Below are 16022 nucleotides of genomic sequence, written 5' to 3'. Positions count from 1 at the left end.
TGGAGGATCCGATGCTTGAAGCGACGTCCGCCCCGCCCTCGCTCGAGGCCGCCCGCCTGATGGAGGGCTTCCGGTTCCGTCGCATGGAGGGCGCCGGCGCGGAGATCCAGGTCGCAATCGCGGGCAGCGGGCCGCCGCTCCTCCTTCTCCACGGCAATCCGCTCACTCTCGTCTCCTGGCACAAGGTGGCGCCGAAGCTCGCGGAGCGGTTCACGGTGGTGGCGACCGATCTCCGCGGCTATGGCGACAGCGGGAAGCCGCCGGCCGGCGACGACGGCTCGGCCTACACGTTCCGCGCCATGGCGGAGGACAACGTCGCGGTGATGCGGGCGCTCGGCTTCCACCGCTTCGCCGTCGCGGGCCACGACCGCGGCGCGCGCGTCGCCTTCCGCATGGCGCTCGACCATCCGGAGGTGGTGGAGCGGATGGCGGCGCTCGACATCGTGCCGACGCACCACGTGCTGACCCACATCTCGCTCGGCTGGGCGCTCGAATCCTATCACTGGCTCTTCATGGCCCAGAAGGCGCCGTTCCCCGAGCACCTGATCGCCTCAGACCTCGATTTCTACATGCGCTACAAGCTGAACAAGAAGGGCGTCGGGCTCTCGATCTTCTCCGAAGGCGCGATGGCCGAATACATCCGCTGCGCGACGCCGGACCAGATCCGCGCCGTCTGCGACGACTACCGGGCGACCATCCACCACGACTTCCCGATGGACAGCGCCGATTACGGCAAGCGGAAGATCGCCTGCCCGGTCCTGGCGATCTGGGGAGACAACAGCCATGTCGGCCGGCACTACCGGCCGCTGGAGGCCTGGGCGGAGTGGTGCGACGATCTTCGCGGCTTTTCGGTCCCGACCGGGCATTATCCGGCGGAGCAGCGGCCGGATCTGATCGAGCCGGCGCTCGCCGCGTTCTTTTCCGGCAAGGAACCGGAGGCGGCGGCGGCATGAGCGTCGACGCCGAGACGGTCGGCCAGATCCGCGCGGCCGTCCGGACGCTCTGCGAGCGCTTCCCGGGCGCCTACTGGCGCGAGCTCGACCGCGAGCGCGCCTATCCGACCGCGTTCGTGCAGGCGATGACCGAGGCCGGGTTCCTCGGGGTTCTCATCCCGGAGGCTTATGGCGGCAGCGGGTTGGGGCTGTCGGCTGCGGCCACGATCCTGGAGGAGGTGCACGCGAGCGGCGGCAATGCGGCCGCCCTCCATGCCCAGATGTACACGATGGGCACCGTGCTCCGGAACGGCAGCGAGGCGCAGAAGCAGCGCTGGCTGCCCGAGATCGCCGCCGGCCGCGTACGCCTGCAGGCCTTCGGCGTGACCGAACCCGGCGCCGGCACCGACACCACCTCGATCCGCACGTTCGCCGAGCGGCGCGGCGACCGCTACGTCGTCAACGGGCAGAAGATCTGGACCTCGCGCGCCGAGCATTCGGACCTGATGGTGCTGCTCGCCCGCACCACGCCGAAGGACGCGGTGCAGCGCAAGAGCGACGGGCTCTCGGTGTTCCTCGTCGACATGCGCACGGCGCGGGGGAACGGGCTCACCATCCGGCCGATCCGGGCGATGCTGAACCATGCCACCACGGAAGTCTTCTTCGAGGACCTCGAGATCCCCGCCGACAGCCTGATCGGCGAGGAGGGCCGCGGTTTCCGCTACATCCTCGACGGCATGAACGCCGAACGGATCCTGATCGCGGCCGAATGCATCGGCGACGCACGCTGGTTCATCGGCAAGGCCCGGGACTATGCGAAGGAGCGCGTCGTCTTCGGCCGTCCGATCGGCCAGAACCAGGGCGTGCAGTTCCCGATCGCGCGCGCCTATGCGCAGAGCGAGGCGGCGAAGCTGATGGTGGAGAAGGCAGCGGCCTTGTTCGAGGCGGGAACGCCCTGCGGGCCGGAAGCGAACATGGCGAAGCTCCTCGCCTCCGAAGCGTCCTGGTTTGCCGCCGACATGTGCCTGCAGACGCATGGCGGCTTCGGCTTCGCGGAGGAGTACGACGTGGAGCGGAAGTTCCGCGAGACGCGGCTCTACCAGGTCGCGCCCATCTCCACGAACTTGATCCTCGCCTTTCTCGGCGAGCACGTCCTCGGGCTGCCGCGCTCCTATTGAGGCCCGGTACACCCCAAATCGGGGCTGCCAAAATTGACGCCAAGCACGCCGTCTAAGGGGCGCGGCGTGGCGTTCGATCGCCCGCGGGCGTTTACACGCCTCGACCCGCCTGCCCGAAATCGGGCATGCGGAAGCGGCGGCGGTAGGCGCCCGGCGACAGGCCGGTCACGCGCCTGAATAGGCGGCGGAAGAAGGCGGGCTCCTCGTAGCCGACCTGCCAGCTGATTTCGTCGATCGAGGCCTCCGTCCGCTCCAGCCGGCGCTTGGCGTCCTCCACCCTGAGGCGCTGGACGTAGGCGATCGGGCTGAGGCCGGTCGCGCTCCCGAACCTGCGCTTGAACGTGCGCTCCGGCAGGTCGGCGCGTCGCGCCATCTCGACGAGCGGGTTCGCGACCGAGAAATGCTCGGCAATCCAGGCTTGCGCCGCCGCCACCGCGCTGTCGCCGTGATCCCTGCGGCCTTCGAAGACGATGTAGGGGGCGAGGCCGTCCTGGTGCCATTGGAGCGCGAAGTAGCGCGCTACCGTCTGCGCCGCCGTTGCCCCCGCATGGCGTGCGATCAGGTAGAGCACCAGATCGTGCCAGGTCATGGAGGCGCCCGAGGTAATCAGCTCCTCCCGCCTGCCGGCAATGACGAGGACCCGCTCCGGGAAGATCGGGACATCCGGGAAGGCGGCCTGGAACAGGCGAGCATAGCCGAAATGCACCGTCGCGGGCATGCCGTCGAAAAGCCCGGTCTCCGCCAGCAGGAAGATGCCCGAACAGGCCGAGCAGAGGAGCGCGCCGCGCCGGTGCATCGCCTCCAGCCACGTGACCAGCTCCGGATAGCGCGCCTTCTGCCATCCATCCGGCCCGATCATCACGGAAGGCACGATGACGATGTCGGTCTCCTCGATCGCGGCCACGCTTCGCTGCACCGTCACCGGCACCCCGCTCGCGAGCTCCAGCGGGCCGGCCGAGAGCCCCACGATCTCCACCGCAAAGGGCGGGGGCGTCCAGGGCGCGCCTTCCTCCGGCGGCACGATGGCGAAGGCGTTCATCACGTCGAACACGCCGGTGAGCGTCGATATGGCGGCTTCCGGAATGGCCAGGAGGCTGACCTGGAGCGGCGCCGATCCGGTTTCGGTTCGAGGATGCATGGCGGCTCTCTTGCGTCGGCTCAGCATAGAACCGGCAGGGCGGCGGCACCACGCCCGATCGCCGCCGCAAGCGCCGGTTCCGATGCGATTGGCACGATCGGACCGATACCGGCCGATACCGCTCTGCCGCCCGAGCCGAGCAGCGTCCATGGTCCGCACGCCCCGCACCGGGGCACGAGGAGACATTGCCATGCACAACGTTCAGGCCGCCCGGGAACCCCAACCCGCACCGCTCGACCCGGCGAAGATCGACGAATGCGTCACACGCGCCGTCATCGACCTTTCCGCCGGCTATGGCGGAGTCATGATCAGCCTCGGCAACCGCCTCGGCCTCTACAAGGCCATGGCCGGGGCCGGCCCGCTCAGTTCGCGCGAGATCGCGCGCCGCGCCGGATGTGCGGAACGCTACGTGCGCGAATGGCTCAACGCGCAGGTCGCCGGCGGCTACGTGCTCTTCCACGCCATCAGCGGAACCTACGAGCTGACACCGGAGCAGGCCTTCGTGCTGGCCGACGAGGACAGCCCGGCCTTCATCCCGAACGGCTGGTCGACGGTTGCCTCGATGTGGTCGGACGAGACGAAGGCGGTCGAGGCGTTCCGCACAGGCAAAGGCATCGCTTGGGGCGACCATGACGGGCGCCTCTTCTGCGGCGTCGCCGCCTTCTACCGGAACGCCTATCGCGGCAGCCTCGTCCAGGAATGGCTGCCGGCGCTCGAAGGGGTCGTCGAGAAGCTGAAGGCGGGGGCGGTGGTCGCCGATATCGGCTGCGGCCATGGCCATTCCACTACGCTGATGGCGGAATCCTTCCCCGCCTCGCGCTTCTACGGCTTCGACACGCATTCCGGCTCGATCGCGGAAGCGGAGCGAATCGCCGCCACGGCGGGCGTCGCGGAACGCGCCCGGTTCGCCACGGCCCGCGCCGACGACTATCCGGGCACGGGCTACGCTCTGATCTGCTTCTTCGACTGCCTGCACGACATGGGCGATCCGCTCTCGGCCGCCCGCCATGCGGCGCAGGCGCTCGCGCCTGACGGTACGGTGATGCTGGTCGAGCCGTTCGCGAACGACCGGGTCGAGGACAACATCTCGCCGGTTGCCCGGCTCTATTATTCCGCCTCCACCACGATCTGCTGCGCGCATGCCATCTCCGAAGGCGGCCATCTGGTGCTCGGCGCGCAGGCCGGGGAAGCGCGGCTCGCGGACGTCTTTCGGAAGGCAGGCTTCACGCGCTTCCGCCGGGCGGCCGAGACGCCCTTCAACCTGGTGCTCGAGGCGCGGCTCTGAGCCGGAAACGCAGACGGGGCCGCGCACGGCGGCGTTGACCTTTGCGCGCCGAGGCTCTTCTGAGGAGCGATGGCCGATACCGACACCCACCGTGCGATCGAGACGGTGTTCCGGATCGAACGGGCGAGGCTCATCGGGGGCCTCGCCCGCTTCGTGCGCGACGTGGACCGCGCCGAGGAACTCGCGCAGGACACCCTCGTCACCGCGCTCGCCGAATGGCCGCGAACCGGCGTTCCGGACAATCCCGGCGCATGGCTGATGGCGGCAGCCAAGCGCCGGGCGATCGACGGCTTCCGGCACGAGAGAATGCGCGCCGCCAAGCATGCCGAGATCGGCCGGGCGATCGAGACGGAGACGAGCGCAGACGTCGAAGCGATCGAGGCCGCGCTCGACGACGATCTCGGCGACGAGCTTCTCGGGCTCGTCTTCGCCGCCTGCCACCCGGTCCTCTCGCGCGAAGCGCGCGCGGCGCTGACGCTCCGCCTGGTCGCCGGGCTGACGACCGACGAGATCGCCCGCGCGTTCCTGGCGAGCGGGGCGACCATTGCCCAGCGCATCGTGCGGGCCAAGCGGACGCTCCGCGATGCCGGCCTTGCGTTCGAGGTGCCGCGCGGCGCCGACCGCGCCGCGCGCCTCGCCTCGGTGCTCGAGATCGTCTACCTGATCTTCAACGAGGGCTATGCGGCGACTGCGGGCGACGACCTGATCCGCCCGACCCTCTGCTTCGAGGCGATGCGCCTCGGCCGCATCCTCGCCGGCCTGATGCCTGACGATCCGGAGGTCTTCGGGCTGCTTGCCCTCATCGAGATCCAGGCGTCGCGGCTCGCCGCCCGGACGGCGCCCGACGGCTCGCTCGTTCCGATCACCGAGCAGGACCGCACCCGCTGGGACCGGCTCCTCATCCGGCGCGGCCTCGCCGCGCTCGCCCGGTCGGAGGCGCTCGGAGGGGCCGACGGACCCTATGCCCTCCAGGCCGCGCTCGCCGCATGCCATGCCAGGGCCCGCCATGCGGATGAGACGGACTGGCGCCGGATTGCGTCGCTCTACGACCGGCTCGTCACGGTGATGCCGTCGCCGGTCGTCGAGCTCAACCGGGCGGTGGCGCACAGCATGGCCTTCGGCCCGGATGCCGGCCTCGAGCTTCTGGCGGCGGTCGAGCGGGAGCCGGCGCTTGCGCGCTACGCTCCCCTCCCCGCGGCGAAGGGCGATTTCCTGTTCCGCACGGGCCGCCTCATGGAGGCGAAGGCGGAATTCGAGAAAGCCGCCGCGCTCAGCCGCAACGCACGCGAGAAGGCTTTCCTTCTCCAGCGCGCGGCGGCCTGCGACGGCTGAGCCCGATAGGAGAGACGAGGCCGCCCTACTCGGCGGCCTCCTTCGCGCGCTCGTAGACGTGCTCGAGCTTCGCCGCGCAGTACTTGAACTCCGGAATCTTGCCGAAGGGGTCGAGCTGCGGGTTGGTGAGCACGTTCGCCGCCGCCTCCGCATAGGCGAAGGGGATGAAGACCAGCCCCGGCGGGATCGCGCCGTCGACGCGGGCCTTCAGAACGATCGCGCCGCGCCGGGTGGCCACGCGGATCGGCTGGCCGGACTGGAAGCCGTACCGCTCCATGTCGCGGGCCGAGAGGTAGGCGACCGCCTCCGGCTCCAGATCGTCGAGCACGCTCGCCCGTCGGGTCATCGAGCCGGTGTGCCAGTGCTCCAGCTGCCGGCCGGTGGTGAGCACCATCGGGTACTCCGGATCCGGCTCCTCGGCGGGCGCAACGAGTTGGGCCGGGACGAACCGGGCGCGCCCGGTCGGCGTCGGGAAGCCTTCGGTGAACACGATGTCCGCGCCGGGCTCGTCGGGCGAAAAGGCCGGGTAGGTGACGGAATCTTCGCGCGCAACGCGCTCCCAGGTGATGTTGTCGAGCGACGGCATGGCCTTCGTCATCTCGGCGAAGACCTCGCGCGGATGCGAATAGGTCCACGGCAGGCCGAGGCGCTTCGCGATCTCGACGATGAGGTCGAGATCCTGCCGGGCCTGGCCCGGCAGCGGCAGCGCCTTGCGGCCCATCTGGACCTGGCGGTTGGTGTTGGTGACGGTGCCGTCCTTCTCGGGCCAGGCCGAGGCCGGCAGCACGACGTCGGCATATTTCGCCGTCTCGGTGAGGAAGATGTCCTGCACGACGAGGTGGTCGAGCTTGGCGAGCGCCTCGCGGGCGTGCGTCACGTCGGGATCGGACATCGCCGGGTTCTCGCCCATGATGTACATGCCGCTGATCTGCCCGGCATGGACCGCGTCCATGATCTCGACCACGGTCAGGCCGCGCGTCGGGCTGAGCTGCGCGCCCCAGAGGTCCTCGTAGAAGGCGCGCACCTTCGGGTCCTCCACGGACTGGTAGTCCGGATAGACCATCGGGATGAGGCCGGCATCGGAGGCGCCCTGCACGTTGTTCTGGCCGCGGAGCGGGTGGAGCCCCGTGCCGGGACGGCCGATCTGGCCGGTGACGAGCGAGAGCGCGATCAGGCAGCGGGCGTTGTCGGTGCCGTGGATGTGCTGCGAGACGCCCATGCCCCAGAAGATGATGGCGGCCTCGGCGCGTGCGTAGAGCCGGGCGACCTCGCGCAGCTTCTCGGCCGGGATGCCGCAGATCTCCGCCATCTTCTCCGGCGGGAAATCGCGGACGCTCTCCGCGAGCGCCTCGAAATCCAACGTGTTCGCCTGGACGTACTGGCGGTCGTAGAGCTCCTCCTCGATGATCGTGTGGAGCATCGCGTTCAGCATGGCCACGTCGCGGCCCGGCTTGAACTGCAGCATGTCGGTTGCGTGCCGCATCATCACCGTGCCGCGCGGATCCATCACCACAAGCCGGGCGCCGCGCTTCACCGCATTCTTGAAGAAGGTCGCGGCGACCGGGTGGTTCTCGGTCGGGTTGGCGCCGATCACGACGATCACGTCGGCATCCTCGGCAGCCATGAACGGCGCGGAGACTGCGCCCGACCCGACGCCTTCCATCAGCGCGGCGACGGAAGAGGCGTGGCAGAGCCGCGTGCAATGGTCGACATTGTTGGTGCCGAAGCCGGTGCGCACGAGCTTCTGGAAGAGATAGGCCTCCTCGTTGGAGCCCTTTGCGGAACCGAACCCGGCGAGCGCGTTGCCGCCGCGCGCGTCGCGGATCTTCCGCAGGCCGCCGGCGGCGAGGTCGAGCGCCTCTTCCCAGCTCGCCTCGCGGAAATGCGTGAACGGGTTGAGCGGGTCGATGTCGACGTCGTGCTTGGAGATGCCCTCGCGACGAACGAGCGGGACGGTGAGCCGGTCCGGATGGTGGACGTAGTCGAAGCCGAAGCGGCCCTTCACGCACAGCCGGTTGCGGTTCGACGGGCCGTCGCGGCCGTCGACCGCAACGATGCGGTCTTCCTTGATCTGGTAGGTGAGCTGGCAGCCGACGCCGCAATAGGGGCAGACGCTCGCGACCTCCCGGTCCGGCGCATTGGTGAAGACGCCGGCCGCGTCGACCTGGGTGGCCGGCATGAGCGCGCCGGTCGGGCAGGCCTGCACGCATTCGCCGCAGGCGACGCAGGTGGAGCCGCCCATCGGGTCGTCGAAGTCGAACACGATCTTCTCGAGATGGCCGCGCGAGGCCATCCCGATGACGTCGTTCACCTGAACTTCGCGGCAGGCGCGGACGCAGAGCGTGCAATGGATGCAGGCGTCGAGCTGCACGGCCATCGCCGGATGCGTGAAGTCGGCGGTCTTGTTGGCTCGCGCGACCGCCGGGAATCGGCTCTCGTCGACCTCGATCCGGTCGGCCCAGGTCCAGAAGCGGGAATCCGGATCGTGCGCGCGCTCGCGCTCCGGCTGGTCGGCGACGAGAAGCTCGAAGACGAGCTTGCGCGAGCTCTCCGCGCGCTCGGAGGCGCTGCTGACCTTCATGCCCGGCGCGGGCTTGCGGATGCAGGAGGCGGCGAGCACGCGCTCGCCCTCGACCTCGACCATGCAGGCGCGGCAATTGCCGTCCGGCCGATAGCCGGGCTTCGGCGAATAGCAGAGGTGCGGGATCTCCGTGCCGTTCCGGTTGGCGACCTGCCAGATGGTCTCGCCCGGCTGCGCCTCGACTTCGACGCCGTCCAGGAAGAACTTGATCGTGTTGGTCATTAGGACCCCTCGTTCGTCTTTGACGGCCGACCGGCGCCGCCGCGCGTCGCCCGAAGGCTCAGGCGCGCGGCGCGAGATCGTCGCGGAAATGCTTCAGCACCTGCTTGACCGGGTTCATCGCCGCCTGGCCGAGACCGCAGATCGACGCGTCGCCCATCACCTTCATCAGGTCGCCGAGAAGCGTCTCGTCCCAGTGCGGCCTTTCCATGATGGAAACCGCCTTCTCCGTGCCGACCCGGCACGGCGTGCACTGGCCGCAGCTCTCGTCCTCGAAGAACTTCAGGAGGTTGAGCGCCACGTCGCGCATGTTGTCCCGGTCGGAGAGCACGATGACCGCTGCCGAGCCGATGAAGCAGCCATGCGGCTCGAGCGTGCCGAAGTCGAGCGGGATGTCGGCCATGGAGGCCGGGAGGACGCCGCCGGACGCACCGCCGGGGAGATAGCCCTTGAGCGTGTGCCCGTCCTGCATGCCGCCGCAATACTCGTCGACCAGTTCGCGGAGCGTGATGCCGGCCGGTGCGAGCTTCACGCCCGGCTCCCTGACGCGGCCGGAGACGGAGAAGGTCCGGAGCCCCTTGCGGTCGTGGCGGCCGTGGCTCGCGAACCACGCCCCGCCGCGCTCCAGGATGTCGCGGACCCAGAACACGGTCTCGACATTGTTGATGAGGGTCGGGCGCCCGAACAGGCCGACCTGCGACGGGAACGGCGGCTTGTGCCGCGGCAGGCCGCGCTTGCCCTCGATCGATTCGAGCATCGCGGATTCCTCGCCGCAGATATAGGCGCCGGCGCCGCGACGGAGATGGATCTTCGTATGGCGCGAGAGCCCCGCAGCCTCCAGCTTCGGAATCTCGCGGAGGAGGATCTCCCGGCACTGCGGGTATTCGTCCCGGAGATAGATGTAGACCGCCTCGGCCTCGACCGCCCAGGCGCCGATCAGCATGCCTTCGAGGAACCTGTGCGGGTCCTGCTCGAGATAATAGCGGTCCTTGAAGGTGCCGGGCTCGCCCTCGTCGCCGTTGATCGCCATCAGGCGCGGGCCCGGCTCGGCCCGCACGAAGCGCCACTTGCGCCCGGTCGGGAAGCCGGCGCCGCCGAGGCCGCGGATGCCGGAATCCTCGAGCGCCGCGATCACGTCGTCGACGCTGCGCACGCCCGACAGGCATTCCTCGAGGATCTTGTAGCCACCGTCGGCACGATAGGCGTCGAAGTCCTTGTAGGCCGGCAAATGCGGGTGGGTGTCGCCGGCGCTCACCGCCTGCGCGACGGATTCGACGCTCGCATGCTCGTGGAGCGAATGGCCGATCGCGACGACCGGCGCATTGTGGCAGCCGCCCATGCAGGGCGCACGGACGACGCGGACGTCCTGGCCGAGGGCGTCGGGAAGAGCCGCAAGCAGCCCGTCGCCGCCCATCATGGCGCAGGTCAGGCTGTCGCAGACCCGGACCGTCAGCGGCGGCGGCGCCGGCTCGCCGTCCATGACGATGTCGAAATGCGCGTAGAAGGACGCGACCTCGTAGACCTCCGCGAGCGCGAGGCGCATCTCGGCGGCGAGCGCCACGAGATGGCGCGCATGCAGGCAGCCATAGGTGTCCTGCAGGAGATGGAGGTGTTCGATCAGGAGATCGCGCTGGCGCGAGCGGTCGCCCAGCAGGGCGCTCACCTCGTCGAGCGAAACGGTGTCGACCTGCCGCCCCTTCGGCGTCGGTCGCGTCTTCCGCCGTCCGGAGCCGGGATGGATGCTCCGGGCCGGCTGGTTCGACTGAGACGTGGGTGCGCCCGTGTTGTGGATGTTCATCCCCGATCCAATCGTTGGGTCCGGGGCGCCCGGGTGCCGGGCGCCCCGTGGTTCTCACACGCTCAGAGCAGGCCCGCGCCGCGCGCCCACTTGTACTTCGCGCCGAGCACCTCGACGGGCAGCTCGGTCGAATAGGCGTAGGCCGGAATGCCGTTCTGGTAGAGATATTCGGCGGCCTCCTCAACCTCGATGTCGCCGGCGAGCGAGGCGACCATCGGCTTCTCGATGCCCTTCGCCTTCATCTCCTCCTTCACCTCGACCATCAGCTTGGCGAAGACCATCGGGGGCGTGATGATCGTGTGCCAGTAGCCCAGGATGAGGGAGTGGATGCGCTCGTCCTCGAGCCCGAGGCGGACCGTGTTCTGGTACGTCGTCGGGGGCTCGCCGCCGGTGATGTCGACCGGGTTGCCGGCCGCGCCGAAGGGCGGGATGAACTTCCGGAACGCCGCGTCGAGGTCGTCGGGCATCGCCATCAGGCTCATGCCGTTGTCGACCACGGCATCGGACAGCAGCACGCCCGAGCCGCCGGCGCCGGTGATGATGACGACGTTCTCGCCCTTCGGCGTCGGCAGGATCGGGACGCCGCGGGCGAACTCGAGGAGCTGGCGGAGCGAGCGGGCGCGGATGACGCCGACCTGCTTGAAGACGTCCTCGTAGATCTTGTCGTTGCCGGCGAGCGCGCCGGTGTGGGAGCTCGCTGCCTTCGCGCCGGCCGAGGTGCGGCCGGCCTTCAGGACGACGACGGGCTTCTTCTTGGACACGCGACGGGCGACTTCCGCGAAGGCGCGGCCGTCCTTCAGGTCCTCGCAATGCTGCGCGATGACCTTGGTGTTCTCGTCCTGCTCGAAGAAGGTGAGCAGGTCGTCCTCGTCGAGATCCGACTTGTTGCCGAGGCCGACGATCGCGGAGACGCCCATCTTGGCGGAGCGGCTGAAGCCGATGATCGCCATGCCGATGCCGCCGGACTGCGAGGAGAGCGCCGCCGAGCCCTTGACGTCATAGGCCGTGCAGAAGGTCGCGCAGAGATTGGCCGGCGTGTAGTAGAAGCCGTAGATGTTCGGGCCCATCAGGCGGATGTTGTACTTCCGCCCGATCTCCTGGATCTCGCGCTGGCCTTCCTCGTTGCCGGTCTCGGCGAAGCCCGATGGGATGAGGACCGCGCCGGGGATCTGCTTCTCGCCGCACTCGGTGAGCGCCTGCGCCACGAACTTCGCCGGAATAGCGAACACCGCCACGTCGATCTCGCCCGGAACGTCCTTGACGCTCTTGTAGGCCTTGTAGCCGAGGATCTCCTCGGCCTTCGGATGGATCGGGTAGATCTCGCCCGGATAGCCGCCGTTGATGAGGTTCTTCATCACGGAATTGCCGATCTTGCCGTCCTCGGCCGAGGCGCCGATGACCGCGACCGCCTTCGGCTTCATGATCCGGTTCATCGCCGTGACGATCTCGTCCTGGCTCGGACGATGCCGCTGCGGTGCCGGGTCGAAATCGACGACGATCCGCACGTCGGCCGCGATGGCGCCCTTGGCGGTGGCGAAGACCGGGTTGAGGTCCATCTCCGAGATCTCGGGGAAATCGCTGACGAGGCGGCTCACCTTCTCGATCAGGTCGGCGAGCGCGTCGCGGTTGACCGGCTCGCTGCCGCGCACGCCCTTCAGCATCTCGGCCGCCTGGATGCCGTCGAGCATGGAGAGCGCGTCCTCGCGCGTGGCCGGCGCGAGGCGGAAGGTGACGTCCTTCAGGACCTCGACGAGCACGCCGCCGAGGCCGAAGGCCACGAGCTTGCCGAACGAGCCGTCGGTGACGGCGCCGACGATCACTTCCTGGCCGCCGGTCAGCATCTGCTGGACCTGAACGCCATCGATCTTGGCGTCGGCCTTGTAGTTCTTCGCGTTGGCGAGGATCGTGTCGTAGCCCTTGGCGACCTCGTCGGCCGTCTTCAGGCCGACCAGCACGCCGCCGGCCTCGGTCTTGTGGAGGATGTCCGGGGAGACGATCTTCAGGACGACCGGCAGGCCCATCTGCTCGGCGAGCTGGCGCGCCTCGTCGGCAGACTTGGCCACGCCTTCCTGCGGCACCGGAATGCCGTAGGCGTCGCAGACCAGCTTGCCTTCCGGCGCTGTGAGCGCGTTGCGGCCGTCGGCCCGCACCCGGTCGAGGACCTCGCGTACCGTGTCCTTCGCGCTCCCGGATACCGGGGCCTCTCTCATTGCGACATTGCTCATTGAATGCTCCTCCGAACGTGCGTTCGATATGTCTTGGCGGTCAGACGCCAGGGCGGCGACCGGCGCGCCCTTCGCGTCCCGGCGGACCAGGATTGTCGGCCCGCGATGATCGTACTTGAACGGTGGGCGGCCGGAGCCGCCCGCCGGGTGTGGTCTACTCCGCAGCCTGCCGATGGATCTGCCCGAGCGCACCCGACTCCTCGATCTCGGCGATCTCGTCGTCGTTGAAGGCGAGAACGCTGCGCAGGATCTCGTCCGTGTGCTCGCCGAGGAGCGGCGAACGCGTCACCTCGGCCGGGCTGTCCGACAGCTTGATCGGGTTGCCGACGGACAGGTACTTGCCGCGGGTCGGATGGTCGACCTCCACCAGCGTGCCGGTGGCGCGCAGCGACTCGTCCTCCGCGATCTCCTTCATGGAAAGGATCGGGCCGCAGGGGATGTCGTACTCGTTGAGGATGTCCATGGCCTCGAACTTGGTCTTGGTCATGGTCCAGTCCTCGATCGCGCCGAAGATCTCGTTGAGGCGCGGCAGGCGGGCGGCCGGCTTGGCGTAGTCCGGATGCGTCTTCCATTCCGGCTTGCCGATGACGTCGCAGATCGCCTCCCAGACCGGGGCCTGGGTGATGAAGTAGATGTAGGCGTTCGGATCGGTCTCCCAGCCCTTGCACTTCAGGATCCGGCCCGGCTGGCCGCCGCCGGAATCGTTGCCGGCGCGGGGCACCGCCTCGCCGAACGGGATGCCCTCGCCGTACTGGCTATACTCCTTGAGCGGGCCGTGGGCGAGGCGCTGCTGGTCGCGCAGCTTGACGCGGCAGAGATTGAGGACGCCGTCCTGCATGGCACAGGTCACGCGCTGGCCCTTGCCGCTCTGCGTGCGGTGGTAGAGCGCGGTGACGATGCCGAGCGCGAGGTGGAGGCCGGTGCCCGAATCGCCGATCTGTGAGCCGGTGACGAGCGGCAGGCCGTCGCGGAAGCCGGTGGTGGAGGCCGAGCCGCCGGTGCACTGGGCGACGTTCTCGTAGACCTTGCAGTCCTCGTAGGGCCCCGGGCCGAAGCCCTTGATGGAGGCCATGATCAGGCGCGGGTTGATCTCCTGGATGCGCTCCCAGGTGAAGCCCATGCGGTCGAGCGCGCCCGGCGCGAAGTTCTCGACCAGCACGTCGCATTCCTTCATGAGCCGCTCGAGGACGAGCTTCCCCTTCGGGTTCTTGCTGTCGATCGTGATCGAGCGCTTGTTGTGGTTCAGCATCGTGAAATAGAGGCTGTCCACGTTCGGGATGTCCTGCAGCTGCCCGCGCGTGATGTCGCCCACGCCCGGCCGCTCCACCTTGATCACGTCGGCTCCGAACCAGGCGAGGAGCTGCGTGCAGGTGGGGCCGGATTGCACGTGGGTGAAATCGAGGATGCGGACGCCCTCGAGAGCCTTGCCCATCGTTAGTTCCTTCCTGTGACCGAATGCGTTCTAAGGGAGCGGGCGCGGCGCCGGAGCGCCGCGCCCCGGTTCCCTTACTTGTACATCGTCTGGGCCTTCGTGCCCGGCGCGTACTCGCGCGGGTCGACCCAGATGTTGACGACCGCCGACTTGCCGGTCTTGGCGATCTGCTCGCGGGCGCGCTGCAGCGCCGGCTGGATCTCGGAAGCCTCGCGGACCTCCTCGCCGTAGCCGCCGAGCATCTCCGCGAACTTGCCGAAGGGCACGTCGCCGAGCAGGTTGCCGACATTGCCGCGCTGCTCGCCGTACTTGGTGATCTGGCCGTAGCGGATCTGGTTCATGGCCGAGTTGTTGCCGATCACCGCGAGATACGGCACGCCGAAGCGGTTTGCCGTCTCCATGTCGAAGGCGGTCATGCCGAACGAGCCGTCGCCATAATAGCAGAGCACTTCGGCGTCCGGCCGGGCGAGCCCGGCCGCGATGGCGAAGCCGGTGCCGACGCCGAGCGAACCGAGCGCGCCCGGATCCATCCAGTTGCCGGGGCCGCGCGGCCGCACGGCCTGCGCCGAGATGGTCACCACGTCGCCGCCGTCGCCGATGTAGATGGTGTTGTCGGTCAGGAACTCGTTGAGCTCCCAGGCCACCCGGTACGGATGGATCGGGGACTGGTCCGACTTGAAGAGCGGCATCAGCTTCTCGGTCGCGGTGACCTCTGCCTGCTGCAGCTGCTCCATCCACTGCTTGCGCAGCTGGCGCTTGCCGTTGTCGATCCGCGCGGTCGCGGCGTCGAGCACCGCCTTCAGGATCGCGCCGGGATCGCCGACGAGGCCGAACGTGATGTCGCGGTTCTTGCCGACCGTGCGGTAGTCCTGGTCGATCTGGACCAGCGTCGGGCAGGTGATGCGCTTGCCGTAGCCCATGCGGAAGTCGAACGGCGTGCCGACGATGACGATCGCGTCCGCCTTGGCGAAGGCCTGGCTGCGGGTCCGGTCGAAATGATGCGGATCGCCAGGCGGCAGGAGGCCGCGGCTCGCGCCGTTGAAGTAGCCGGGAATGTCGAGGCCGCGCAGCAGCGCGATCGCCTCTTCGTGGCCGCGGGCGGCCCAGACCTGCTGGCCGAAGAGGATCGCCGGGCGCTCGGCGTTCACGAGGATGTCGGCGAGCCTCTCGATGTCGCGCGGGTCGCCGATCGACTTCACGGAGGCGCGGTAGTGTCCGGGCTCCGGGACGACGGCCTTGGAGACGTCGATCTCGCGGTCGAGCACGTCGCGGGGAATCTCGAGGTAGGCCGGACCGTAGGCGCCGGCGAACGCCTCGCGCGCGGCCATGGACACCATGTCCGCCACCCGCTCGGTCGACATGACGGTCGAGGCGAACTTGGTGATCGGCTTCATCATCTCGACGTGCGGCAGGTCCTGCAGCCCACCCTGCTTCCACTGCGACAGCGAGGTCTGGCCGCCGATATGGAGGACCGGGCTCTCCGAGCGGAAGGCGGTCGCAACGCCGGTCACCGCATTGGTGCAGCCGGGGCCGGCCGTCGTCACGACGCAGCCGAGCTTGCCGGTCTGGCGCGCATAGCCGTCGGCGGCATGGGCCGCGACCTGCTCGTGGCGGACGTCGATGATGCGGATGCCCTCGTCGACGCAGCCGTCATAGATGTCGATGATGTGGCCGCCGCACAGCGTGAAGATCGTGTCGACGCCTTCCGCCTTCAGGGCCCGCGCGACCAGGTGGCCGCCGGACACCACGCTCGCATCGCGGCTCTTGGCTTTCAGGGTGTCGTCTGCTGTCGTCGTGTCGGCCTGCTTGGCCAGCGTCGTTGTTGCCATTGGTGCTCCTCCTAGGCAATTGGATCCGCCGATCGGGGTGCCCACCCGCGTCCGACGGACGGTTCTTCGGTCG

The 16022-nt window shown here is 68.9% G+C and carries 10 protein-coding genes; 4 read left to right on the top strand and 6 right to left on the bottom strand.

What is annotated here, in order from left to right; all coding sequences use genetic code 11:
• Window positions 1–11 precede the first annotated feature (11 nt).
• Together ACUN0C_RS01925 and ACUN0C_RS01920 are read left to right on the top strand one after the other, a co-directional pair.
• Window positions 12–953 (top strand): alpha/beta fold hydrolase, encoded by a 942-nt coding sequence (locus ACUN0C_RS01925; protein ID WP_445464622.1) that lies wholly within the window; start codon window positions 12–14, stop codon window positions 951–953.
• Window positions 950–2110 carry an acyl-CoA dehydrogenase family protein gene (locus ACUN0C_RS01920; protein WP_445464621.1) on the top strand — a complete coding sequence of 387 codons (1161 nt, stop codon included), beginning with the start codon at window positions 950–952 and terminating at the stop codon, window positions 2108–2110. Before ACUN0C_RS01925 ends, ACUN0C_RS01920 begins: the two co-directional genes overlap by 4 nt.
• A gap of 91 nt (window positions 2111–2201) precedes the next feature.
• Here ACUN0C_RS01920 and ACUN0C_RS01915 read toward each other — a convergent pair whose 3' ends face one another.
• The gene (locus tag ACUN0C_RS01915) at window positions 2202–3248 is read right to left on the bottom strand and encodes a GlxA family transcriptional regulator (protein ID WP_445464620.1); all 1047 of its coding nucleotides are present in this window, start codon (window positions 3246–3248) and stop codon (window positions 2202–2204) included.
• 190 nt (window positions 3249–3438) lie between these two features.
• On the opposite strand from ACUN0C_RS01915, the gene ACUN0C_RS01910 reads away from it, so the two are divergent.
• Both ACUN0C_RS01910 and ACUN0C_RS01905 read left to right on the top strand, forming a co-directional pair.
• Entirely contained in the window at window positions 3439–4533 is a 1095-nt protein-coding gene (locus ACUN0C_RS01910; RefSeq protein ID WP_445464619.1) for a class I SAM-dependent methyltransferase, read from the top strand.
• Between the two features lie 69 nt (window positions 4534–4602).
• Window positions 4603–5865 carry an RNA polymerase sigma factor gene (locus tag ACUN0C_RS01905; RefSeq protein ID WP_445464618.1) on the top strand — a complete coding sequence of 421 codons (1263 nt, stop codon included), beginning with the start codon at window positions 4603–4605 and terminating at the stop codon, window positions 5863–5865.
• A 25-nt stretch (window positions 5866–5890) separates the two neighbouring features.
• Here the strand turns inward: ACUN0C_RS01905 and fdhF are convergent, their stop codons facing one another.
• The 5 genes from fdhF to ACUN0C_RS01880 all read right to left on the bottom strand — a co-directional run bounded on the left by fdhF (window position 5891) and on the right by ACUN0C_RS01880 (window position 15949).
• Window positions 5891–8668 (bottom strand): formate dehydrogenase subunit alpha, encoded by a 2778-nt coding sequence (gene fdhF, locus ACUN0C_RS01900; RefSeq protein ID WP_445464617.1) that lies wholly within the window; start codon window positions 8666–8668, stop codon window positions 5891–5893.
• 58 nt (window positions 8669–8726) lie between these two features.
• Window positions 8727–10463: an NADH-ubiquinone oxidoreductase-F iron-sulfur binding region domain-containing protein gene (locus tag ACUN0C_RS01895; RefSeq protein ID WP_445464616.1), complete on the bottom strand. Its 1737-nt coding sequence runs from the start codon at window positions 10461–10463 to the stop codon at window positions 8727–8729.
• A 62-nt stretch (window positions 10464–10525) separates the two neighbouring features.
• Window positions 10526–12688 carry an acetate--CoA ligase family protein gene (locus tag ACUN0C_RS01890; RefSeq protein ID WP_445464615.1) on the bottom strand — a complete coding sequence of 721 codons (2163 nt, stop codon included), beginning with the start codon at window positions 12686–12688 and terminating at the stop codon, window positions 10526–10528.
• A gap of 154 nt (window positions 12689–12842) precedes the next feature.
• Window positions 12843–14120, bottom strand: coding sequence for a formyl-CoA transferase (gene frc / locus ACUN0C_RS01885; RefSeq protein ID WP_445464614.1), 1278 nt, complete (start codon window positions 14118–14120; stop codon window positions 12843–12845).
• 74 nt (window positions 14121–14194) lie between these two features.
• On the bottom strand, window positions 14195–15949 hold the full coding sequence (locus ACUN0C_RS01880) for a thiamine pyrophosphate-binding protein (RefSeq protein ID WP_445464613.1): 1755 nt from the start codon (window positions 15947–15949) through the stop codon (window positions 14195–14197).
• Window positions 15950–16022 lie beyond the last annotated feature (73 nt).

It is taken from the genome of Faunimonas sp. B44 (assembly GCF_052655945.1).
The sequence above is the reverse complement of the archived record's forward strand: the minus strand, read 5'-3'. Positions and strand labels throughout refer to the sequence as shown.